Origin of the sequence: Bacillus sp. DJP31, from assembly GCF_049310945.1 — a bacterium.
Classification (GTDB): Bacteria; Bacillota; Bacilli; order Bacillales; family SA4; genus Bacillus_BS.
The window spans coordinates 1-22,951 of record NZ_JBMERO010000028.1; the positions used below are offsets into that span (position 1 = coordinate 1).

Genomic DNA, 22,951 nt, shown 5'->3' on the forward strand with positions numbered 1-22,951 from the left:
ATATGAAGTTGCCCAAGCATGTGACCGTGAGGTTGTACGTAAGCAAAACAGAAAATCAAAGGTTCTTCTATATACTTATTGAAAAAAGCATAGAACCTTTGATCTATCTTCTTGGATGAAAGGTTCTTTTTTTCAAATATCCCAGTTAGATAGGCGAAGGTCAATCTTACAAAAATAAGCACAAGGCCTTCGATAGAAGTAGCAAAGGTAGGTTCAATATCCTTGATGCTTCTTTTTTTTGACCTTGCACCTCATTTACCGTAATTTCCAAAATGTAGTGTTACAGAGATTTCTGTAAGTCTACAAATTGTACCGCAACTTTCACAGTATTTTAACAAATCAGTAAAGGTTGTTTACTTAACCAAAAAATACATTTGTTAAAAAAGCATAACCTTTATACAAAGGGTTTATACCTTATTTGAAATGTCGGTTATATGACATTAGCATAGCAAAAAGCCCTACAAGTGCAGAGCCATTTCAGTAACATTTTAATAAGCAATTTCCATTGCATTTTCGCGTAATGTGACAGGTATCCGAATCCGTTAACTTTTTGAGGTTGTTCTTTTCTTCGATATAAACATTCGCATATAGAGTATAGCGGAGAACCAAACATAAAGTCTTTCATAGATTAAAAGGGTTGGATTCAGGGCTATTAATCATGCTTATGCCTAATAGAAGATAGCTTCACTCAAAATTCATTGCATAGGCTCTCACTATGATACCATCATTGCCGGGCTCAAAGTCATATTGAGGTAATCTCTCGAATCCTAGCCGTTCATATAAACCAATGGCATGTTTCATGAATTCTCCGGTATGTAAGCCGATTGACTTATATCCCTTTGCTTTTGTACGTTGAATGCATTCAAAGAGCAATGCTGAAGCAACCCCTTTTCCCCGAGTCTCTGGGGCAACTGTAAGCATACGGACTTCAGGGTAATCAAACTCATCAATATATCCACCATATGCCTTCGTTTTGGCAGGAAATAAAACAACACTTCCTACGATATCTCCATTTAATTCGGCTACGATTAGTTCAACCCCTGGTTGTGTATCTGCATTCGAGGATAAGTTTCGACTAAGAGATTCCCAATGTTTAGTAGGGATGTCTTTGGCATATTCTCTATATACATGAACTCTTTTTTCCCGAACGGATTGTAACATTATGTTTTTTTGCATCACGTATTTTTAGTTTTTCCATCTCTTTATCGACTCCTAGTGGGGCTATACTATTTCCCATGGAGGAGATATTTATCTCCCTTATTGGTTAAAAATTACCGTTCATGTTTTTCCATGTAAATTTGATTGTCATAAGGTTAATATACTCTAAATTTACAGTCAAATATAATGATATAATTAGGATATTGGCAATTTAAAGAGATGTTTAACTAGGGGGTGATTGATTTGGATTCGAAAAAAATACTAAATAAAGTAAAGGGACATACACCTTCAATCCTCGGCAATGAGAATTTTTCAAAGTTTGCTATTCTTTTGCCCCTCATTCAAGTAGATAATGAAGTACATATACTCTTTGAGGTTCGTTCACAAGAATTAAGAAGACAGCCCGGAGAAATATGTTTCCCTGGTGGTCGAATTGACCCACAAGACAAAACTGAAAAGGACGCTGCTTTAAGGGAGACAGGAGAAGAGTTGGGGATTAGTGCTGAGGATGTAACAGATGTTTTTCCTTTAGATTTCTTGGTTTCCCCATTTGGTATGATTGTTTATCCATTTGTAGGATTCATAAATTCCCCTGAGTCAATCAACCCTAACCCTTCAGAAGTTGGCGGTATATTTTCGGTTCCACTTTCCTTCTTTCTAGAAACAAAGCCACAAATCTATCATGTGAACGTAAACATGCAACCTGAGGAAAATTTTCCGTTTGATCTCATAGCTGGTGGTCAGAACTATAATTGGCGAACCCGAGAAATGGATGAATATTTCTATAAATACGAGGATAAGGTCATTTGGGGATTAACAGCAAAGATTCTATCCCACTTTGTTGAAGTGGTTCGGTAAAAGGGATGTGGGACAAGGTACCTGTCCCCTATGCTCACCCTTTAGTTTGCTAGTACAGCCAGTTTTAAGTAAAATAGAATATGATTTAATTGTTTTTGAAAAGAGGGTATACAATGAATAAGGAATCCATTTACGGATTAACATTTGAACAACTGACCTCATGGCTTATGGAGCGAGGGCATAAAGTATTTCGGGCGTCACAAGTCTGGGATTGGTTATATAAGAAACGGGTTAAGAATTTCTCTGAAATGACAAATGTCAATAAAGAGTGTATAGAGTTATTAGAGGAAAGCTTTTTGATTGAAACATTGGATGAGCATTTAAAACAAGAATCATTGGATGGGACTATTAAGTTCTTATTTAAGCTGCAAGATGGAAACCTGATCGAAACGGTATTGATGAGACATAAATATGGTTTATCAGTATGTGTGACCACACAAGTAGGCTGTAACATAGGGTGTAGCTTTTGTGCGAGTGGCTTATTAAAGAAAAGTCGTGATTTATCTAGTGGAGAAATCGTCGAACAAATTATGAACGTTCAACACCATTTAGATAAAGCGGGGAATGACGAAAGGGTAAGTCATGTTGTGGTAATGGGGATCGGTGAACCATTTGACAATTATGAAAACCTCCTTGATTTCTTGCGGGTGCTGATTGACCAGAAAGGACTTGCTATCGGTGCGAGACATATCACGGTATCGACAAGCGGTCTTGTTGATAAAATTTATGAATTCGCTGATACAAAATTGCAGGTAAACCTAGCCGTTTCGTTACACGCACCAAATAATGAGCTTCGAACACGAATTATGAAAATAAACCGTGCACTTCCAATCGAAAAGTTAATGAAGGCTGTACATTATTATTGGAAAACAACAAACCGAAGAATTACATTTGAATATATCCTTCTAAAGGATGTAAATGACCATAGGGAAGAAGCTATGCAACTGGCTGACCTCATTTACGAGAAAAGGCATCTCGCGTATGTGAACCTCATTCCATACAATCCTGTTGATGAACATAGTCAATATCAAAGAAGCACTCAAGAAGCAGTTAACACGTTCTATGATACATTGAGGAAGCGGGGCATTACTTGCGTGGTTCGCCAAGAGCATGGGACTGATATTGATGCTGCCTGTGGACAATTAAGAAGTAAACAAATTAAAAAGGCTGAGGTGCAATAGCACGAAGTTCTCAAAGAGACGCTTGGATTGAATTGAATTCAAGCGTCTTTTATATGAAATTTCTACCAATGTATTCAGGACTTAGAATATCTTGATTCACTAGCCTTGTGCCTAAGCTTTGAAATACCCAAAAATCTGTAAATACTCTAATTAATGGAAAGTATGCTACTATTAGGGGGCATCGATATTGACACTAAGTTTAAGTATATGTTATTAAAATAGTGATGCGCGTTATTTTTTAGAGTGCTATTACATCACTTAGACGAAAACCTAGTAGTACATAGTTAACAAAAGTAGTTTGAATTGAATTTTGAAAGGAGAGATTAAAATGGCAAAAAAACAATTTAAGGCAGAATCTAAAAGATTATTAGAAATGATGATCAATTCCATTTATTCTCAAAAAGAGATCTTTTTAAGAGAGTTAATTTCTAATTCTAGTGATGCAATTGACAAAATTTATTACAAAGCACTAACGGACAATACATTGAGCTTTGATAAAGACAGCTATTATATGAAAGTCATTGCGGATAAGGAAAATAGAACACTCAAATTAATTGATACTGGTATTGGAATGACAAAAGAGGAGCTTGAAGCAAACCTTGGAACGATTGCAAAAAGTGGTTCTTTAGCATTCAAAAATGAAAATGAATCTAAGGATGGCCATGATATTATCGGCCAGTTCGGTGTAGGATTCTATTCTTCTTTCATGGTTGCTGACGTCGTTACAGTCATCAGTCGAGCATTAGGTAGTGAAGAAGCATACAAGTGGGAATCTATAGGTACGGATGGATACACAATCGTCACTCATGAAAAAGAAGAAATTGGTACAGAGATCACCTTGAAAATTAAAGAGAATACAGAAGATGAGAACTATGATGAGTATTTGGACGAGTACCGTTTAAAAGGAATTATCAAAAAATACTCAGACTTCATTCGATATCCAATTAAGATGGATAGCACACAAAGCAGACGTAATGAAGATAGTGAAAATGAATTTGATGAGTTTCAGGAAGAGCAAGTTATAAATAGTATGGTTCCTATTTGGCGTAAAAATAAGAAGGAGCTTACAGCTGAAGATTACGAGAATTTTTATAATGAAAAACATTATGGTTTTGACAAGCCAATTAAACATATCCATGTAAGTGTGGATGGTGCGATCAGATATAATGCTATTCTTTTTATCCCAGAGAAAACGCCATATGACTTCTATTCGAAGGAATTTGAAAAAGGATTGGAGCTTTATTCGAATGGTGTACTGATTATGGACAAGTGTTCAGATCTGTTACCGGACTATTTTAGCTTTGTCAAAGGTATGGTGGATTCAGAAGATTTATCACTTAATATATCTAGAGAAATTTTGCAGCATGACAAGCAGTTAAAGCTAATTGCAAAGAATATTAACAAAAAAATCAAGAGTGAACTACAAAGCTTATTGAAGGATGAAAGAGAAAAGTATGAGGAATTCTATAAATCTTTTGGTAGACAATTAAAGTATGGGGTCTACAGTGATTTTGGAAGCAACAAGGAATCTCTTCAAGACCTAATTATGTTCTATTCATCGAAAGAGAAAAAGTTGGTCACATTAGATGAATATGTTTCTAAAATGCCTGAGGATCAAAAGTATATATACTATGCTTCTGGTGAATCGTATGAAAGAATTGAAAGACTGCCTCAAACTGAGTTAGTTGCAGAAAAGGGCTACGAAATTTTATACTTTATTGATGAGATTGACGAATTTGCAATTAAAATGATCATGAACTATAAAGAGAAAGAATTTAAATCAATTTCAAGTGGCGATCTAGGAATCGAAACAGAAGAGAAAACTGATCAAACAGATGCTGAAAAGAATGAGAACAACGATCTCTTTGACTACATGAAAACGATTTTATCTGACAAGGTAAAGGATGTACGTGTGTCCAAAAGATTAAGAAGCCACCCAGTATGCTTATCCACTGAAGGTGAAGTATCTATTGAGATGGAAAAAATTCTGAAGGCTATGCCTAATAATGAAAATGTTAAGGCAGACAAAGTACTAGAAATCAATACCAATCATGAGGTTTTCCAATCATTAAAGAAAGCATTTGAACAAGATAAAGAGAAGCTAAACCTATATACAAACCTATTGTACAATCAGGCACTTCTTATTGAAGGATTACCAATTCAGGATCCAGTAGAATTCACAAATGATATTTGTAAAGTAATGGTGTAATATGGAAGAACGTAAGGCGTGGGGTTTGTTTCCATGCCTTATTTGTGGAATACTCAGAATAAGAGAGTGCTTAAATTGACCTATACCAAAAAATGCATTAAAATAAAGACAATTGAATGATTTTTCATCCCAAAGGGGAGTAGCTATACGGCAAAGTCGTCATTACGGGATCCTATCCCCGGCTTTGTTGGCAACGTACAGTTGTTAGCGAGACCTTTGTCAGCACGTATCTGGCAAAGGTCCTTTTATGTTAAGGGGGCATCTAACCAGATAAAGGTAGATGGCCTCTTTTCTTTTTGGGCATTATGGAAGGAAGTGAAAAAGATGGTGAAAAGAATGTTAAAAGCTCTATTACTAAAAAAGGGTATTAAGATCGCTAAAGAAAAAGTGTTGCCAATGGTAATGAAAGAAGTAAAGAAAAGAGTAAAGAATAAAAAATAAGGAGTGAATAGGTATGCGCAGATTAGTAATCATCGTTGCAATTCTTTCTTCATTATTTTTGAGTGGATGTTCGGTATTAGAGGAAGTCAATAATTCATTAGAGTATGCAAATAAAGCTACGGAACACATAAATACTTGGAATGACTTTGGACAGAAGGCACCACAGTTAATTGAAAATGCGGCGACAAATAAGGATGCTAAAGCTGAACTAGAGAAAGAACTGAATGATTTATTAACGGAGATAGATGAATTTAACCAAACGAAACCACCAGCCGTAGCGGAAAGTGTTCATCAGCAAATAGTTGAAAAAAATGAAGCCTTAAAAGCTGTTATTGAAAATGCCATGGCAAATGGGGAAGTAGCCTTGGATAAATTAGAGAATTCAGAACTGATCAAGTTAATAAACGAAGTAACTACTTTAATGAACCTGATTGAAAATTTAGGCCTTTAACAAGTGAAAGTTAGCTTTGCCACTTACCCCAATTAAATGGGGTGGTTGAATAATAAAAATGATTATCCCTTTAACTCAGAATGAAATGCTCGCAAAAGCGAATGTTTAAAAAAAGTTCAAATAAGTGTCTAATTGGAATTTTTTTTTAGAAAGGCTGTTTTCGTAAACTTTATTGCCCTATTAGAAGAGTGGTCGATTTCCGCTCCAGGAAGGATGCACCATTGCCCGGGGCGGACGGTGAGCCTCCTCAACGCTCTGCGCCTCTAGTGAGTCTCACCTGTCCCGCTGCACCTGCAGGAGTCTCGCATATCCGTTCCGATCAAACTTGATTATCAAAGGGAAGATCTCATAAAACTCTTATCTATAAAGCGACCATTCTTTAGAAAAGAGCTTAAAGAGTCTGTTCAAAAAGGAGGACAAAAAGAGCAAAGAAGTTCGAGGAAGCGAAGTCTTGAGCACCGGAGCGTATGTTTTGTATACGTGAGGAGCGGAGAGACGAGCTGACGAAGAAATTTGAAGCTATTTTTGCCGGACTTTTTGAACACCCTCTTAAAGAATAAAACCAACAAATATGTTAGACAACTTATTCTGAGCTAGCGGAATAATCATTTAAATATATAATATAGAGCTGAAACAGCATGCTTGCTGAGCTTTTCAAGTAGGCTGTTTCAAGTCTATAAGCTTAGCAAATTCCTCTGAGACGAGGAGACTAAATAGCGGTCTGTCTTTTTTAGAATGTCTATATTATGAATCCGATTTAGTCCTCGTGGCAAAATTTAAAATAGGGTCTTTAAGTTCAAACTCGTACGTATAGCCATCGACAATTCCTACAACCTTCTCTTGATCATATAGATCGAGAATAAATCATGCCATTTGCTTTGCCGTATGAAACTTTGGTACACAGCACCCTCATATTGAAAATCATCAACATCAAAAGAACGTTTGGCGAATTCCGTTTCCGTTGCAGCGGGAGATAAGACTTTTGCTTGCATTTTAGATCCTTGGGCTTTAAGTTCATGTGCGAGTCCTTCTGTAAAAGCACTCACCTGAATCTCTCATGACTAAAGTCACGAGGTTCTACGGTATTATTCGAACTTCGTTTGGATGACTTTTCGAGAAGTAAAAAGCGAACAAATGGTTGAGTAAGCGCGCATACATTGAGATAATATGAAAAGGAAAATATAGTATTTCCTGAGCGCAATATGAATGGAGAGCGAACATACATTGAATCACATTTAAAATGGCCCCGATTTGTTATGATGATGAGAAACACCCAAATGCCATTAGCGAAGATCCGTGTATATGCAGAGTTATATGTAGAAGGAGATCATACAACAAATGCGCGCCTAAAGCTTCTTGAAGATCATAGAAACTCTATCCAAAATCAAATTCAAAACTTAGTCTCCACAGAGATTATGCTTGGAGGAAAAATTGTTGCATACAAGGAATTTTTAAGAAATAATGTAGATAAAGCTAAAGATCAGCAGAAGAAGTAGTGTACGATCTATAATGTTGATAAAGAGGGATACATGCATTGCATCCCTCTTTACTTAGTCTTTTTGCAGTAACAATCTACTAATTTTCCCTAATAAAGACAGAAACTTTATATACTCCTGATTTTTCTTCGAACACTTTTTCAAATCCATTATCTAATAGACACTTCTTGGCAAGAGAAAGTCTCTCATTCTCTCTTAAAAAACGGCCACACGGTCTAGCATTGCCGATAACAGTAGCTTCAACTATTCTGCGAGCAGCACGTCTACGGAGCGGGTTTCTTACTGAAAGAATGGTTACTACATCAGGTTGTCTTGGAATGGATACTTCACCCATATATAATCACCTCATTTCTTTAAGGATCATATAGTAAATGAAATAATCTGACAGGTTGTCTAAACTTGTCTCATGAGTTTTCATATTTTTTTTAAAAATGATTAAACATCCTAGAATGTCCTTGGGACAGGTTAAGTTAAATATACTAAATAATGGATAATTGTGATAAAATATAATGACGATCAAAGAAACGTATAAGTAGGATACCATTTATATAATTTCTTAATTTGCTAGTATTCAACTATTCTAAGATGCATTTAAAGGAGGAGTAATTCCATGAAAAAGAAAGTAGTCTTAGCTGGTGGAACTGGGTTTATCGGAGAGTACTTTGAAAAGAAATTTACTGATTCAGGATATGAAGTGAGAATTATTTCAAGACAACCCAAACATGTTAATTGGTCAGATCAAACAGCAATAGTAGAAGCAATGGAGGACTCTGAGATCATAATCAATCTCGCAGGGAAGTCAGTTAATTGCCGCTACAATGCGAAAAATAAAGAAGAGATCTTACAATCAAGAACTAGGACAACCGAAATACTTGGGAATGCTATACTAGAATGTGAAAACCCACCTGCATTATGGATTAATTCGAGTACTGCAACGATCTATAGACATGCAGAAGATCGACCAATGACTGAGGAAAATGGTGAAATCGGTTCAGGTTTCTCTGTTGAGGTAGCCAAAGAATGGGAGCGCTCATTTTTTGACTTCCAATTACCTAAAACTAGACAAGTTGCCCTGAGAATTGCCATTGTATTAGGTGATAACGGTGGCGTTATGACTCCTTTCATAAACTTAGTCCGGTTTGGACTTGGAGGAGCACAAGGTCCTGGAACCCAAAAATTCAGTTGGATTCATATAGAAGACTTATATAATATTGTCCTTTTTTTAAGAGACAGAGAAGAGTTGAGAGGAGTATTCAATTGTTCTTCTCCTAACCCAATCACCAATCGCGAACTAATGGACTCGCTGCGAAAAGTAATGAATGTAAAATTTGGATTACCTTCTCCTAAATGGATGCTTGAATTCGGTGCTATTTTCATTAAAACGGAAACCGAGTTGATTATGAAGAGTCGTTGGGTGATCCCGGAGAGATTAGAGAAGGCAGGGTTTACGTTTACATTTAGTAAAATCGAATTGGCACTTCAGAACATACTTTCAAAATAAAAACAAAGTATGTAAGAATGGTAGATCTCGCACTCTTCCATATTTAAAATCAAAAACATTCTCTGCTCAAACTGAATTTTGATGCCAGTGCTCTAAATAAAGGGGCTATTCCTGAGTGGAATAGCCCCTTTATTAATAATTAATTATTCTTGAACTTCACCTGTATCATAAGTTGCATTCTCAGATTTGGAAGCATCAATTAATAAGAAAATAGCAGATAGAATATGCATAATCATTCCCACAAATGGAATCCAAGCGATACAAGAGGTAACGATCCCAAGTATACTTCCATTTATGGATCCACCTTCTTTTCTAGTCAGAACCAGAGTGATAATGTGCAAAACTAACATGATTCCTAAAGGTATCCATAGGAGACTTAAAATAATTGTGGCACCTAGAATAGGGACCCCTAAAAGAGCTTCGAGACCACCAGTAATCCATTTCATTGTTTTAGAGGATGACATGTATCTAGTATTACCTCCCGTTTATTTAACATTATAATTCCTTAGCATTTTATGATTAAAGATATGAGTTTAGTACTATGGCTATTAAATCAGTATGACCCCAAGTCAACTAAATACTTCTTCCTTACAATCTCCCTATGATGCAATTCATGTCCGGCAATGATGTAGGAAATTGCGCGGGAAATAATTTCCCCGTTATTGGTAAATCCTTTTCGATTCCAAGCTTCTTCTGGCATGTTTTTTACAAGTGTGAGGGTTGCCAAACGTGTAGCAGTAAAGTCTTCAAGTAAGCTACTCATGGAGAGCTGATCAAAGGAAGCACCCTCTACATAGAGATTCTCGTCAAATCCCGATAGAGCTGTATCATCTCCTCGACCAATCCGAAGAAGGCGGTAACTCATAATCCTCTCAGTATCTGAGATATGTCCCAGTACTTCTTTAATACTCCACTTACTAGGGGCATAGCGGTATGTAACAAGCGAATTTGGAATGCTCTTAAAAAGAAGAGTTGTTTTAGTAAGATTCTCTTTTAGAATGGTTAAAAGGTCACCTTCAGGAACTAGGTTAATATACCCTTGGTAGTATGTTGGAAAATCGCCTTCAATAGGTCTATGCAACATTTAAATCTCTCCATTCATGATTGGCAAATAAATAATCTGTATAAATAAATACTATTCTCATCTTTGAGTTTCATGCCATATCAAATAAACAACAATCAAAAAAAAGGAGCCCACCAGGCTCCTTTCCATAAATACTAGTAAACAGTAGGAGTTTCCATCCCGTACTCTAGCCATTCCTCACGAGAAGGGCCGTATACTCCAGAGACTTTAAGTCCAGCTTGACGCATCAAAACAGTCATTTGACCACGGTGATGAATTTGGTGGGAATTTAAGATGGACAAAGTCAGCCCATTTGGCCATTGTTCACCATACATATCTGTCATTTCCTTCAGGGACTCATCTGTCCATTGCTCTTTAAGGGCAGTTATCAAGGCTTCGCTCGACTGACGATAGCTATTGGCTATTTCACTTGCAGAAGTAGGGACAATACTATCGTGTTCAGCTGCTTCAAAGCGTAGACCTGTTCGTGACATCATTTCATGAAGGGAAGTGGCAATATGCCAAGCCAGTTTACCTAACGTCCGGTCCTGATCTGTAACCTGTTGCAAAAGTGATGCATCTGTTAAATTGTCCAATAACTTTTGAGTTGAGTTACTCTCGTGATGCCAATTTGAAACAAATTCATCAATGGTTCGAAACATCCTAAATTCCTCCTAAAAATTCAAGTCCAATCCACTCTAGTATTCGTGGCTTCTTGTGTAATTCCTGCTTTGATTCAATGCATTGAATTTAATAAGGATATCAGTCATTCTCAACATATTCATCAAAGGTAATGTTTTGCTCATGAATTGTTTGAGCAACTTCTTTTCCTACGTACCGCAAATGCCATGGTTCATAATTATAGCCTGTGATGGCTTCATTTTCTTCTGAATACCGAATGATAAAACCAAAGTTATGAGCATATTCTTGAATCCACTTTCCTTCCTTCGTTTCCCCGAAGGCTCTAGTAATATCAAGATTCACTTCTCTGCTAGTGACGTCCATGGCTAAACCAGTTTGATGTTCACTCTCCCCAGGGAAGGCGCTAAATTGATTAGCAATTTCATATCCGTCTCTAAGGACGTAAGAAGTAAATAGCTGTTGCTGGGTTGTGAAGCTTCTATATCCTGACGCAGCGACTAACTGAACTCCGTTTCTTTCACCTTCAGCAAACATTTCTTCTAAGGCCTTTGCCGCTTCAGATGTCATATACTTCTTTTCAGGTGTGCCACTAAAAGAAAAAGGAACATTAGGAACCACTAAATTTTGAGGTTGATAGTCACTAGGTAGCTTGTATTGTTTATTAACCAACACGAGTAGGTATTGGGGATTTTTGACTACCTGCTTCTTACTTGAATCGTAAGGAATACGTGTAATAGTGGTCGTATGAACCCAACCTACTCCATCTTCCGAATGAATACGCGTCCTGTTTTCCGCTTCTTCCATGACAAAAACGTGACTTCCCAAGCTTAGTTCATCAACGATTTTTGAGTTTGGATCGGACGACTCGGTAATCGTTACATCCGAGTTTGAAATAACCATGGCTTCGTATAGGCTACCCTCAGGGACCCAGATAAAAGTTGGCTTGACTTCTGTATCTTCCTCACCCTTTTCAGTTGATTCCTTTTCTTCTATTCTAATTTCCTCATTTTCTATTTCGGTTTCCGAATCTATTTTGACTCCTTTAGGATCTCCTTGAGCACAACTTATTAAAAGAACGAAAGGAATGGTCAGTATCATTATCCATTTTATCAAAGCAGTAAACCTCCACTTAATCTATGTACATAATAACTTACTAACATCATACCCGATTTTAAGTATTTTTAAAGTACTTAAGCCCTTTCAGATTGGAATGAAATAAGAGAGCATGGTTGATACTGATGATAATAAGGAAAATAGAAAATTTATAAAAACCTAAGAAACTTTATTTATGAAGCAGGAAAGTAAAGAGTTTAAGGAGAGCTAAATGGAATTAATGCACCTTATGAAGGACATTCAGATACAAGCAAACTCCCTTCCTATAATAGAAGTGAAAAATATCCATTTTCATTCGAAATCGATTACAAAAGGTGATCTTTTTATCGCCATTTCAGGGTCTAACCAGGATGGGCATCAGTATATACAAGAAGCAATAACAAGAGGTGCTGCTGTGATTATAGGTGAGAACGATTCCCTTCCATTACCAGTACCCTATATTCGTGTAAAAGATGCTAGAGAAACTCTTGGGAAAATGGCTACTATTTATTATGGTAATCCATCCAGAAGTCATAAGATGATTGGTATCACTGGAACAAATGGAAAAACAACAACAGCCTATATGATTCACCATATCCTTAGGTTCGCCGGGCATACATGCTCCCTCATTGGAACACTAGGAAGCCTGATTAATGGAGAAACATATGAAACAAAATCAACAACACCAGATGCGATTACATTACAAAAGTTGTTATGTGCGAGCAATGACCATTGTGTTGTAATGGAGGTCTCATCACATGGTATCCATCAAAAACGTATCGAAGGAACAAAGTATGATTATGCGTTATTTACCAACTTAAGTCACGAGCATTTGGACTATCATTCTAATTTAGATGAGTATTTTAAAATCAAGTCATCTCTTTTTGAGAAACTTAAAACAAATGGCGAGGCAATTGTTAACTCCAGCTGTCCCTGGGGGGAAAGACTAATTGAAAAACTCCGAACAAAAAATATCCCCTTATTTACTTTCGGGCATCAATCTGATGATGATTTACAGCTTTTGTCTTCAAAAGGAAAAGCTCAGCAAATTATGACTTTGAAAGAACAAGAAAAATTATATACGATAAAATTACCTTTGCCAGGAGCTTACAATGTATCAAATGCCATGGCATCCATTTTACTTGCACGCAGAATGGGTATTGAATTTGACGTAATAAAAGAAGGATTTGAGGGATTCAAAGGAACTCCTGGTCGGCTTGAAATCTATAAACACCAAAGCAACATTGATTTTATAATTGATTATGCCCATACACCTGATGGTTTAGAACAATGCCTAAAGGCCATACATGAGTTAGGTTATAGAAGAATCATTCATATCTTTGGATTTAGAGGCAAGAGAGATGTTTTGAAAAGGAAACAAATGATAGACATTTCAGATTGTTACAGTGAACAAGTGATTCTTACTCTTGATGATTTAAACGGTGTGTCAATAGAGGAAATGATAGGGGAACTAGATCTATTATCTTCTCAATGTTTAGAGGGGAAGGCAATTATACATGCGGACCGAACAGAGGCCATTCTCTACGCTTGGGAGAATGCTTTACCCGGAGATTGCCTTGTTATCACTGGGAAGGGACCTGAAACCTACCAACAGTCCTTTTCTCTCCCTACTAGAACTGACCAGGAGACCATTCATTACATACTTAATGATTAAATCACTTTTGAAGGTTCATCACTAGCATCAGAGGATTTTTTAACTGTAAATGAGCGTAACCAATAATTTAAAACTTTCAAAAACCAAGTAGTGTTTTGTGAGAATTCGTATAGAGTCTAAATTTTCAAAAGGTACTAAAAGTAGCATCATTATCCATTCCAATGCCCTTTTTAAGGGTTTTTTTAGTAGTGCTATATTTGACCTTGTAATAAATTTGTAATATATTTCTTTCTCAATTTGTCAAGATTCGATGTTATAATACATATTATGAATATTTCAAACAATATTTGCTATTTTCAGTAGCTTTTTTTTGCCAACAGCTTATAAATCTGTCAATCTTTAATATTTCTAGACAATAAACGACTAATTATGTCATCATATATAGTAGAATATTAAATTAATTATATTGTTATTCCATAGATTGATAGATTTCAAAATGAATAGTAAAACATACAACTTTAAGTACAGGTTGAGGGGAGACGGGAACGATTTGAAACGGAAATTTCTCATACTAGGATTAGGCATAACAGTAGGATTAGGTAGTCTTGTTTCACCAAATTTCAATACGGCATTGGCGGCAGGAAACAAGCAACTTGAAAATCAAAAAAATGATGTAGAAAATAAACGTTCTGACGTCGAATCAGAGATTGATAGTAAAGAAAGCGAAGTTAATCAATTGAAAGCTGAACAAGAAGCAGTTGCAGCCGAAATAAAAAGATTGGATTTTGCTGTTGGGGATACCAAAAGTGAAATACGTGAAAAAGAGGCTCAAATTGAAGAGTCGCGTCTTGAGGTAGTGAGGTTGCAAGCTGAAATTGAAGCAACTAAAGAGAGAATAGCTAAGCGCGACGAGCTCCTTAAAAATAGAATGAATTCCATACAAGAAAGTGGAGGCGTCATTAGCTACTTAGACGTTATACTTGGTGCTCAAAGCTTCAGTGACTTCTTAAATCGTGTCAATGCTGTTTCTTCTTTTGTAAAAGCTGATCAAGATATCATTAAAGCTCACACAGAAGATAAGAAGTTACTAGAGAATTCAGAAGTAGAGATTAAGGAAAAGCTAATCGGTTTAGAGCAAAACTTAACTAAGCTTGAAGGTATGATCAAAAAACTAAACGGTCAAATTGCTGAGCAAAGTGAAATAAAGAAAAAATTAAAGATACAAGAAGAGGAAATGCATGGAGAGCTTGCTGAACTAGAGAACCAGGTTGCCCTTTATGCTGCACAAGAAAAAGCAGTAGAACGAGAAATAGCTGAATGGAATAAAAGAGAAGAAGAAAGAAAGCGTCAAGAAGAAGAAAGAAAGCGTCAAGAAGAAGCAAACAAGAATTCTTCTACTCCATCTACTTCATCTGGTAATCAGTTGCCAACTGTTTCAAATGGCGCATTCATGAATCCTGCAACAGGTAGACTTAGTTCACCATATGGCCAACGATGGGGCAAATTGCATGCTGGAATTGATATTGGTAAAGGTGGTCGTTCGGGAGATATCCCAATCGTGGCCTCAGCGACAGGAACGGTCATTCGTTCCAATTATTCAAGCAGCTATGGAAATGTTGTCATGATTTCTCACTATATAGATGGACAAGTTATGACAACGTTATACGCGCATATGGAAAATCGTTTTGTCTCAGAAGGAGAGCGTATTGAAAAAGGAACCGTATTAGGATACATGGGTAACACGGGACAGTCCAAGGGGGCACATCTTCACTTTGAGATTCATTTAGGACCTTGGAATGGGAGTGCCAACTCAGTAAATCCATTAAGGTATGTTTCTTACTAAAGTAAAGATCTATCAATATACGTAAAGGAGACCGTTCCCAAAGCGGTCTCCTTTACTGTTTCTAAAATATAGTCAACTATCTATATTCCAATACTATTGAGGTATGATGGTATGAAATGATAAGAGACAAATTGTAGGTTAGCAAATCCTACACATCGAGAAGGGAGTACACGACTAATCTTTGTACTCCCTTTTGTTCATACTGTTTTAAATGCAATATTCCTTTTTATGCTTCTGATTTCTGTTCAAAAAGCTGAACAATTTCAATGATTACATTTGTGGCTTTTTCCATATTATCGACTGATACATATTCAAACTTTCCGTGATAGTTCTCTCCACCAGTAAAGATGTTTGGTGTTGGGAGACCCATATAGGATAGCTGGGAGCCGTCCGTTCCACCACGAATAGGTTTAATATTCGGTTCAATATCTAGGTTCTTCATGGCTTGGTACGCAATGTCTACGATTTCTTTCACAGGCTCAATCTTTTCTCTCATATTGTAATATTGGTCGTTCATTTCAAGTGTAATAGTTCCTTTTCCGTAGATTCCTTGCAGATCCTCAACAATATTCTTCATATACTCTTTTCTGGCATTAAAACTAATTGTATCAAAGTCACGGATGATATAGGATAGCTTCGTTTGTTCAACATCTCCCTGGAATGAGATTAGATGGTAGAAGCCCTCGTAGCCTTCTGTGTATTCGGGTGCCTCTTCAGTTGGAAGCAAGTTGTGCAACTCCATCGCAATTTTCGCGGAGTTCACCATTTTTCCTTTGGCTGTACCGGGATGAACATTCGTGCCTTTTACGGTGATCTTTGCTCCAGCTGCACTAAAGCTCTCATATTGAAGCTCACCTAGTGGACCGCCGTCCATTGTGTAGGCATACTTAGCATTAAATGCTTCGACATCAAATTTATGGGGACCTCTGCCAATTTCTTCATCTGGAGTAAATGCTACGCGTACCTTCCCGTGTTTGATTTCTGGGTGTTCAATGAGATAAGCCATCGCTGTCATGATCTCGGCGATTCCAGCTTTATTATCAGCACCAAGTAGTGTCGTGCCATCCGTTGTGATTAACGTATGCCCTTTATAACTAGACAGTTCAGGGAAGCTTTTTGTTGAAAGGACAATATGTAATTCCTCATTTAATACAAGGTCAATTCCATCAAAGTTGTCTACAACCTGAGGGTTCACATTGGCACCTTTGAAGTCGGTTGCTGTATCAACATGAGCAAGAAACCCAATTGTTGGAACATCTTTTTCAGTAGTAGAAGGAAGGGTAGCCATCACATAGCCAAATTCATCAATCGTTACTTCTTCCATTCCAATTTCTTTTAATTCCTCCACTAGCATGTTTGCAAGAACGAGCTGACCCGGTGTTGTTGGGCAGGTTTCACTATTGTCATTAGACCGGGTATCTACTTTTACATAAGTTGTTAACCGCCTAATCAAATCCTGTTTCATTTAAAACATCCCCTTTTCATTAAATATTCTGTATTTATCTTACAACAAAATGAAAGTAATCTACATATAAAATATGTAATTCATGGTTAATTTCAGATAATCTCGGCTAAAATGCAGTAATGTTCTGGATTTTATAAAAGGAGAATCAGTATGACTATAGATACAAAAAATAAATTTCTCATAATAGAGGATGTTCAAAAAGTCCGGCAAAAATAGCTTCGAATTTCTTCGTCAGCTCGTCTTTCCGCTCCTCACGTATACAAAACATACGCTCCGGTGCTCAAGACTTCGCTTCCTTGAACTTCTTTGCTCTTTTTGTCCTCCTTTTTGAACAGGCTCTAATAGGTAGCTTTATTTTAGGATTTGGATTTTTAGGGGCATTGGACGGAATTATTTTTCATCAGATCTTGCAGTGGCATAGTGTCATTATGAACACAGATAGGGCGGGGCAAATTGTTAGTGATGGTATCTTCCATTTAGCGGTTAGCATCGCTCTAGTGGTTGGTGGAATTCTTCTTTGGCTTGCGGGAAAACCAACGGACTTATCTTCAGGAGTAAGAAAAGTATTGGGTTGGTTTTTAATCGGTGGAGGCACATTTAATCTAGTCGAGGGTATCATCAATCATCATATCCTTCAAATTCATCGTGTGAAACCAGATGATCCAAATGTACTTGTTTATGATCTTGCCTTTCTTGCTAGTGGGGTTTTGCTGCTCGTAATTGGGTTTCTCCTAAAGCAGCATAATCATAAGAAAAGAGAGAACTCAGTTCATGTTTAAAAAAAGCAGGTTGATGTATCGGATCGTAAGTTTCATCGTGATATTCTCTTTTGTAACTGTGATGCTGTATCTTCATAATGAGAGTGGACACGTTAGTGGATTTGGAGAATCGGAGGAGCATTCGCATGAATGAAGCTTTAAACGGTTATTGAATTTCTTCTTTGATTACGGGTGAGAAACCACCGTCATCATAAGATGAAGTTCCACTTGGGCTTGCTCGGTATGATTTAAACCTGGAGCCGCTTGAATTTTCATCTGCCCACGTTTCGGTAAAGGTAACAATGTATGTGTTTACTTCAATTTTTTCAACAGCGGTTTCTCTTACAACACTAAATCCATCAATTTTACCCTTCCATATTCCTGAATCCTCTGGAAAAAGTCCAATGTCATTAGGGAGGAAGGCCTGTAATGTTTGTTCAATTGCATGTTCTGGTGTAAACGGGGGCGAGATTAGCTTAAAGTATCCCCAAACTAATCCAAATAACAGGATGGGAGCTAAAAAGAGAATCACTATGTATTTTACTTTATCATGGTGTTTAGCAATCCATCTGTCCAAACAAGCATAAAATAGAGCAACTACTATTCCAAGTAGTGTAAACAGCCAGAGGTCCCATGCATGGAAAACGAACACAATAGCAACCGCGGATAGTCCGTGCAACACAATGTAGAGCCATGTACTCTTTTTAAACCACTTACTATAGAAAAATTCAATACAAGCTGAACTTAGATTCCCATAAACTAAGATGATGATTCCAATATAAAAAATTGTCAAAGATGTTAGGCCTACGAAAGTATAGTCAAGTTCAAACTGAGAGTTAGTAGTTCCGAGAATTGCTAGTATAATAGAAGTGATGACTGTAGCAACATAAGTGGCTAAGAGCTTTCTACCTATAAACTTAGACAAATTCTTTTTCCTCCTTTGACTTCTTATATCTAAGATTATACTGTAAACCTAAAATTTTTTACTAGTAATACAGAAAAATAAGGAAAATCGAACCCGAAAATTTTTAACAACATGAGTCTGTGAATCTTTGAAATAGCGAGTTATTGCATGAAACAAAAAACGATTGAATCAAAACAGATTCAATCGTTTTTTTGTTTGAGAAAGTATTACCGCAACGCAACTACTACTTTAACCGAAATGATTGGATAATAAAAAATGTAGTTAAACCAAATGTGAGTGTTAGAGTTATCGGAAGAAACGAAGCTCCCAATCCAGTCTCATTTCCATAGGCCACTTGAATCATTTTTAGATCTAAATAAACAAACAGTGCGAGCACGAAGTTTTTCGTCACATTAATCATCAGACGAGCATTTTTATATTGTCGCTCCACATTTTCTTGTGTTAAATGCATGTAGTTATACACATGTGGAAATCTTTCAAGAGTGGTTAATCCTATCCACAGAATAATACCTACAACTGGAAGAATCCAAACTGTACTCTTATCCCCATATCCATCCACAATACCCAAAGCATTGTAATGGATTGGAATAGTTCCTGGTAATGAAGACCACTCCATCAAAAGGTAAACTAAGTTCCAAACGAACAATAATATTGCCAGAATATCTAAAATCTTTTCCAATGGAGTTTTCTTTATTTCTAAAATTGGGCGACTTTGTAGGTCCATCGATTTCGCCTCCTTTTCTCATACCTAACTATACGCGTTGAAAATGGGTAAGTTTCTTCATAATCATGCAATATTAAGAAATTCTTAAGTTTTTTGATAAGCTTGCCTTAAGATTTGCCCTCTATAATGAAAATAATTCCAAATGATAGATTTATAGTAAACTAGTGAAAGGAGAGTGAGAACGGTGAGTGAATATAACGTGTTAGTTGTGGATGATGAGGAAGAAATACGAGACGCAATTGAGATTTATTTGAGGAATGAAGGTATCTCGGTGATAAAAGCACGTGATGGTGTGGAAGCCATTGAAAAATTGAACGAGCATGATATACAGCTAATTCTGTAAGATATTATGATGCCACTATTAGATGGTATTTCTACCACGTTTAAAATACGAGAGAAAAAGAATATCCCGATCATTATCCTAAGTGCCAAAAGTGAGGATACCGATAAAATTTTAGGTCTCCAGGTGGGTGCAGATGACTACATCACCAAGCCTTTTAACCCGTTAGAGCTGATTGCCCGGGTGAAATCACAATTAAGACGATATGTCATGCTTGGTACATATGAAGGAAAAGAAAAGTCTATTAATTTAAATGGTCTTACATTAGACCAAGCTGCAAAGGAAGTTGCCGTGAATGGCGAAGCAGTGAAATTAACTCCAATAGAGTACAAAATTGTAGAGTTGCTCATGACTAATGCAGGACGAGTATTCTCAATCAATGATATTTACGAGCGGGTGTGGAAGGAACAAAGCTATAACGCAGAAAACACAGTGGCTGTTCACATTCGTAAAATTCGTGAAAAAATAGAGATTGATCCGAAGAATCCAAGATATTTGAAGGTGGTATGGGGAATTGGGTACAAGATGGAGAAGTAAGGTTTTGTTGGTAGTAGTTTGGTTTGGATTGTTTGCATTTGGGGTGAGCAGTCTATTAGTAGGAGCTTCGTTATAGGTCGTTCATTAATCGGCGGGGCTGTCTTTGGGGGAGTAGGTGCTGTTATAGGTGCGATAAGTGCTACTGATCCTAACGTAACTAAAGAAATTAAGAAAGAAAATTTCTTAGTGATTACCTATATGAATAGTAATCAACAGTTTTCTTCTCTAATTTTTCCTATTACAGGTTTGAGAACTGATATAGATATCTGTATTAAAACCATAAATAATGATCTTGTACAAAAAAATCCGAGCAAAGTTACTCAACTTTAACTTTATTAATGTTCATAAAGGAATAGTATGAGGTAATTAATTTATTGATACAATTGCTGATGATATTTCATCAGAAAATGATTAATAATTATATAAAGCTTGCACTTGGAGGCTTTTTATAAGATTAGAATAGTCCCCTAAAATCCCCTAAAAAAATGCACTGATTCAAGAATCAGTGCATTTTTGTGCGCTTGGCAGCGCTTCGGACTAAAGGGTATCCAACTCCATGGATCAGTCTTGGACAGATTCAAGCGGTAGGAACATTGCATTCAAATCAAGACGCTATGGGAAATAGATTAGACTCCATGGAAAACCCTTCTTTACGGCCAAATCGATGACCTTTGTTAATTTTTGACGAGAAGTTACTTCTACTTGCCGCAATTGCCTCTTAGACCGATCCCCTCATCGTGCAATTCTGAAATCTTGCGATAATGATTCATACAGAGTACCTCCTACATAATAATGGCACACCCGAAGGTATGCTCATTAATTAAACAGAAGGTAAACTGGTGAACAACCTGTCATATACTGGTACATCCTTTGTCAATGGATGGTAAGAACTATTTCAATAATGGTACATTTTAATGGCCGTAATCTCTACTACATGTTGCCATTACACTTCACTTGGTTAAAGGAATCAGCGGAACCGTCCGAGAGCAGTGAAGAAGTCTGTTTAAATAGAAAAAGGTGCTGACAACCTACCGTATATATTTTAAGGAGTTTCATTTACCCTACATATAGATAAAATTATTTGGCAGTTTTAGAAATCATGACTTTTTCACCAGTCCCTACCGTCCCCGTGCTTCTAAATCTTGTCCTAAAGGGATATTTAATATGCTAGTTCTTAATTAAGTATAAAAAATTCTTTATAAAATACAAAATAAAGAGAAAACAAGAGAAATGTAAAGAAAAACATATATAAAGTGTTCTTAATAAAGGAAAATGAGCGAATATGGAAGTTTCCATTTCTTTTTCTAGGGATTATACTCAGATTATTAGTTTGTTATAAAGAACAAAACAACGAATAGCTTCTTTATTACAAGAGGGCATATAATTTAAGATTTTCCAAATCGTTCTTATTAGGGAACGTCAAGTATATATTAAAGAGAGCGACCCGGGGAGGGATACTTATTCGAAACTCAAGATCAATTAAATATGGGAAAAATGGGAGGAAACTTTGGATTGCTGTTCAAATAGTAGCAATCTGGTATGTCTCACTAAATACAGTTATGTATCTAACTTCTGATACCGGAGCTTACTTTAACGACATCGAATCAATTGGTCTTCATATAGGAGTATGTCCGGATTTTGAGGGGACTAATGAAAATTGTGAACCAATACAAGCATTACAATGGGATAAAAGCTCGTTAGAATTTATAGGAATTGAACAAGAACAGAAAATAGCTACTAAGGTTCTAAGTTCTGCTGAAGCACAAATCTGTCCAAGGGTTATTGCATATATACAAAATGGTAAAGATTCACGGCCCATGGAAGGATCAGTAAAATATGAAGTCTATTGGATTGAGAGTGGAAATCCGAAAAATGGGGAAAAAGTAGCAGAGGGTGAAGTACCTAAACTTGATTCTGGAGAAACGTTTAATATCCTATATGAACCAATGAAGAGTGGGATATTCATGGTAAAAGCCTATCAAAGGCCAGATCATCCAGGCACAGGACAATTATGGAGTGAGGAAATTGTAATTGGAGATTGTTCGGAAACTAGTGGTGGTGATGAAGATAATGTTCCTCCAGCTGAGGTCAACATAGAAGAGCAACATACAACCAATACAATTACTTTAACATGGTCTAATCCTACAGATACTGATTTCAGTTATGTGAATGTTTATAGAAGTGGAGAAAGTGCTCCAATTAAGAGTCAGATTATAGACGGTAAATATGTAGTTGAAAATCTAGAACCATCAACAGAATACACATTTAAAATTACGACGGTTGATTCAACTAATAATGAATCACAAGGAGTAACTATCACTGTAATGACTAGTGAGCAGCCTGTTGAAGTTATAGATCAAACACCACCCAACGAAGTTTCCAATTTAGTTGGCAACAGGACAAAAGGAGCTAGCGGTAAAATTCTATTAACATGGTCAAATCCAACAGATTCTGACTTTAATAAAGTTGAGCTCTATCTAGTAAAAGAAGATGGGACTAATGAACTTCTTAAAGAAGGAAATATATTAGATTTTGAAGCAAAGAATGATGATTCTGCTAAGACATTTAAAGTAATAACTGTTGATACAGACAATAATAAATCCACTGGTACAACGATCACAGTTGAGTAAGTCAAATAGAAGGATGGTGTGT

General features: G+C 36.6%; 20 protein-coding genes and 2 pseudogenes. 12 read left to right on the plus strand and 10 right to left on the minus strand.

Annotated elements, in window-relative coordinates:
• Positions 1-684: 684 nt before the first annotated feature.
• Complete coding sequence (locus ACOI1C_RS18655; protein ID WP_422512096.1) at positions 685-1,161, minus strand: GNAT family N-acetyltransferase; 477 nt, start codon at positions 1,159-1,161, stop codon at positions 685-687.
• 240 nt (positions 1,162-1,401) lie between these two features.
• On the opposite strand from ACOI1C_RS18655, the gene ACOI1C_RS18660 reads away from it, so the two are divergent.
• The 4 genes from ACOI1C_RS18660 to ACOI1C_RS18675 all read left to right on the plus strand — a co-directional run bounded on the left by ACOI1C_RS18660 (position 1,402) and on the right by ACOI1C_RS18675 (position 6,298).
• Positions 1,402-2,016, plus strand: a complete 615-nt coding sequence (locus tag ACOI1C_RS18660; protein WP_422512097.1) for an NUDIX hydrolase — start codon at positions 1,402-1,404, stop codon at positions 2,014-2,016.
• A 113-nt stretch (positions 2,017-2,129) separates the two neighbouring features.
• Positions 2,130-3,197 carry a 23S rRNA (adenine(2503)-C(2))-methyltransferase RlmN gene (rlmN, locus tag ACOI1C_RS18665; protein WP_422512098.1) on the plus strand — a complete coding sequence of 356 codons (1,068 nt, stop codon included), beginning with the start codon at positions 2,130-2,132 and terminating at the stop codon, positions 3,195-3,197.
• A gap of 328 nt (positions 3,198-3,525) precedes the next feature.
• Positions 3,526-5,406, plus strand: coding sequence for a molecular chaperone HtpG (gene htpG, locus ACOI1C_RS18670; protein WP_422512099.1), 1,881 nt, complete (start codon positions 3,526-3,528; stop codon positions 5,404-5,406).
• 454 nt (positions 5,407-5,860) lie between these two features.
• Positions 5,861-6,298 (plus strand): DUF6376 family protein, encoded by a 438-nt coding sequence (locus ACOI1C_RS18675; RefSeq protein WP_422512100.1) that lies wholly within the window; start codon positions 5,861-5,863, stop codon positions 6,296-6,298.
• A gap of 744 nt (positions 6,299-7,042) precedes the next feature.
• Here the strand turns inward: ACOI1C_RS18675 and ACOI1C_RS18680 are convergent.
• Positions 7,043-7,344 (minus strand): annotated as a pseudogene (locus tag ACOI1C_RS18680) (oxidoreductase); the annotation flags it as partial.
• A 213-nt stretch (positions 7,345-7,557) separates the two neighbouring features.
• Here ACOI1C_RS18680 and ACOI1C_RS18685 point away from each other — a divergent pair.
• Complete coding sequence (locus ACOI1C_RS18685; protein ID WP_422512134.1) at positions 7,558-7,794, plus strand: MerR family DNA-binding protein; 237 nt, start codon at positions 7,558-7,560, stop codon at positions 7,792-7,794.
• A gap of 79 nt (positions 7,795-7,873) precedes the next feature.
• Here ACOI1C_RS18685 and ACOI1C_RS18690 read toward each other — a convergent pair whose 3' ends face one another.
• A complete protein-coding gene (locus ACOI1C_RS18690; protein ID WP_422512101.1) occupies positions 7,874-8,128 on the minus strand; it encodes a hypothetical protein in 255 nt (84 codons plus the stop codon).
• 276 nt (positions 8,129-8,404) lie between these two features.
• Here ACOI1C_RS18690 and ACOI1C_RS18695 point away from each other — a divergent pair, with 276 nt between their 5' ends.
• On the plus strand, positions 8,405-9,295 hold the full coding sequence (locus tag ACOI1C_RS18695; RefSeq protein WP_422512102.1) for a TIGR01777 family oxidoreductase: 891 nt from the start codon (positions 8,405-8,407) through the stop codon (positions 9,293-9,295).
• Between the two features lie 143 nt (positions 9,296-9,438).
• On the opposite strand, the gene ACOI1C_RS18700 is transcribed toward ACOI1C_RS18695, so the two are convergent.
• The 4 genes from ACOI1C_RS18700 to ACOI1C_RS18715 all read right to left on the minus strand — a co-directional run bounded on the left by ACOI1C_RS18700 (position 9,439) and on the right by ACOI1C_RS18715 (position 12,113).
• Entirely contained in the window at positions 9,439-9,759 is a 321-nt protein-coding gene (locus ACOI1C_RS18700) for a hypothetical protein (RefSeq protein ID WP_422512103.1), read from the minus strand.
• 89 nt (positions 9,760-9,848) lie between these two features.
• Entirely contained in the window at positions 9,849-10,379 is a 531-nt protein-coding gene (locus ACOI1C_RS18705; protein ID WP_422512104.1) for a DinB family protein, read from the minus strand.
• Between the two features lie 134 nt (positions 10,380-10,513).
• Positions 10,514-11,020: a DinB family protein gene (locus ACOI1C_RS18710; RefSeq protein WP_422512105.1), complete on the minus strand. Its 507-nt coding sequence runs from the start codon at positions 11,018-11,020 to the stop codon at positions 10,514-10,516.
• A 100-nt stretch (positions 11,021-11,120) separates the two neighbouring features.
• On the minus strand, positions 11,121-12,113 hold the full coding sequence (locus ACOI1C_RS18715; RefSeq protein ID WP_422512106.1) for a M15 family metallopeptidase: 993 nt from the start codon (positions 12,111-12,113) through the stop codon (positions 11,121-11,123).
• 211 nt (positions 12,114-12,324) lie between these two features.
• Between ACOI1C_RS18715 and ACOI1C_RS18720 the strand changes: the two genes are divergently transcribed.
• Together ACOI1C_RS18720 and ACOI1C_RS18725 are read left to right on the plus strand one after the other, a co-directional pair.
• Entirely contained in the window at positions 12,325-13,767 is a 1,443-nt protein-coding gene (locus ACOI1C_RS18720) for a UDP-N-acetylmuramoyl-L-alanyl-D-glutamate--2,6-diaminopimelate ligase (RefSeq protein ID WP_422512107.1), read from the plus strand.
• A 490-nt stretch (positions 13,768-14,257) separates the two neighbouring features.
• The gene (locus ACOI1C_RS18725; protein ID WP_422512108.1) at positions 14,258-15,550 is read left to right on the plus strand and encodes a murein hydrolase activator EnvC family protein; all 1,293 of its coding nucleotides are present in this window, start codon (positions 14,258-14,260) and stop codon (positions 15,548-15,550) included.
• 226 nt (positions 15,551-15,776) lie between these two features.
• Here the strand turns inward: ACOI1C_RS18725 and pepT are convergent, their stop codons facing one another.
• Positions 15,777-17,015 carry a peptidase T gene (gene pepT, locus ACOI1C_RS18730; RefSeq protein WP_422512109.1) on the minus strand — a complete coding sequence of 413 codons (1,239 nt, stop codon included), beginning with the start codon at positions 17,013-17,015 and terminating at the stop codon, positions 15,777-15,779.
• Between the two features lie 296 nt (positions 17,016-17,311).
• Between pepT and ACOI1C_RS18735 the strand changes: the two genes are divergently transcribed.
• Entirely contained in the window at positions 17,312-17,794 is a 483-nt protein-coding gene (locus ACOI1C_RS18735) for a DUF2243 domain-containing protein (RefSeq protein WP_422512110.1), read from the plus strand.
• A gap of 145 nt (positions 17,795-17,939) precedes the next feature.
• On the opposite strand, the gene ACOI1C_RS18740 is transcribed toward ACOI1C_RS18735, so the two are convergent.
• Together ACOI1C_RS18740 and ACOI1C_RS18745 are read right to left on the minus strand one after the other, a co-directional pair.
• Complete coding sequence (locus ACOI1C_RS18740; protein ID WP_422512111.1) at positions 17,940-18,698, minus strand: hypothetical protein; 759 nt, start codon at positions 18,696-18,698, stop codon at positions 17,940-17,942.
• Positions 18,699-18,921: 223 nt separating this feature from the next.
• Positions 18,922-19,422 carry a DUF1648 domain-containing protein gene (locus tag ACOI1C_RS18745; protein ID WP_422512112.1) on the minus strand — a complete coding sequence of 167 codons (501 nt, stop codon included), beginning with the start codon at positions 19,420-19,422 and terminating at the stop codon, positions 18,922-18,924.
• Positions 19,423-19,606: 184 nt separating this feature from the next.
• Between ACOI1C_RS18745 and ACOI1C_RS18750 the strand changes: the two are divergent.
• The 3 genes and pseudogenes from ACOI1C_RS18750 to tapA all read left to right on the plus strand — a co-directional run bounded on the left by ACOI1C_RS18750 (position 19,607) and on the right by tapA (position 22,929).
• A pseudogene (locus ACOI1C_RS18750) lies at positions 19,607-20,299 on the plus strand (response regulator transcription factor).
• An 18-nt stretch (positions 20,300-20,317) separates the two neighbouring features.
• On the plus strand, positions 20,318-20,629 hold the full coding sequence (locus ACOI1C_RS18755) for a hypothetical protein (RefSeq protein WP_422512113.1): 312 nt from the start codon (positions 20,318-20,320) through the stop codon (positions 20,627-20,629).
• A 1,130-nt stretch (positions 20,630-21,759) separates the two neighbouring features.
• Positions 21,760-22,929: an amyloid fiber anchoring/assembly protein TapA gene (tapA, locus tag ACOI1C_RS18760; RefSeq protein ID WP_422512135.1), complete on the plus strand. Its 1,170-nt coding sequence runs from the start codon at positions 21,760-21,762 to the stop codon at positions 22,927-22,929.
• The last annotated feature ends 22 nt before the right edge of the window (positions 22,930-22,951 follow it).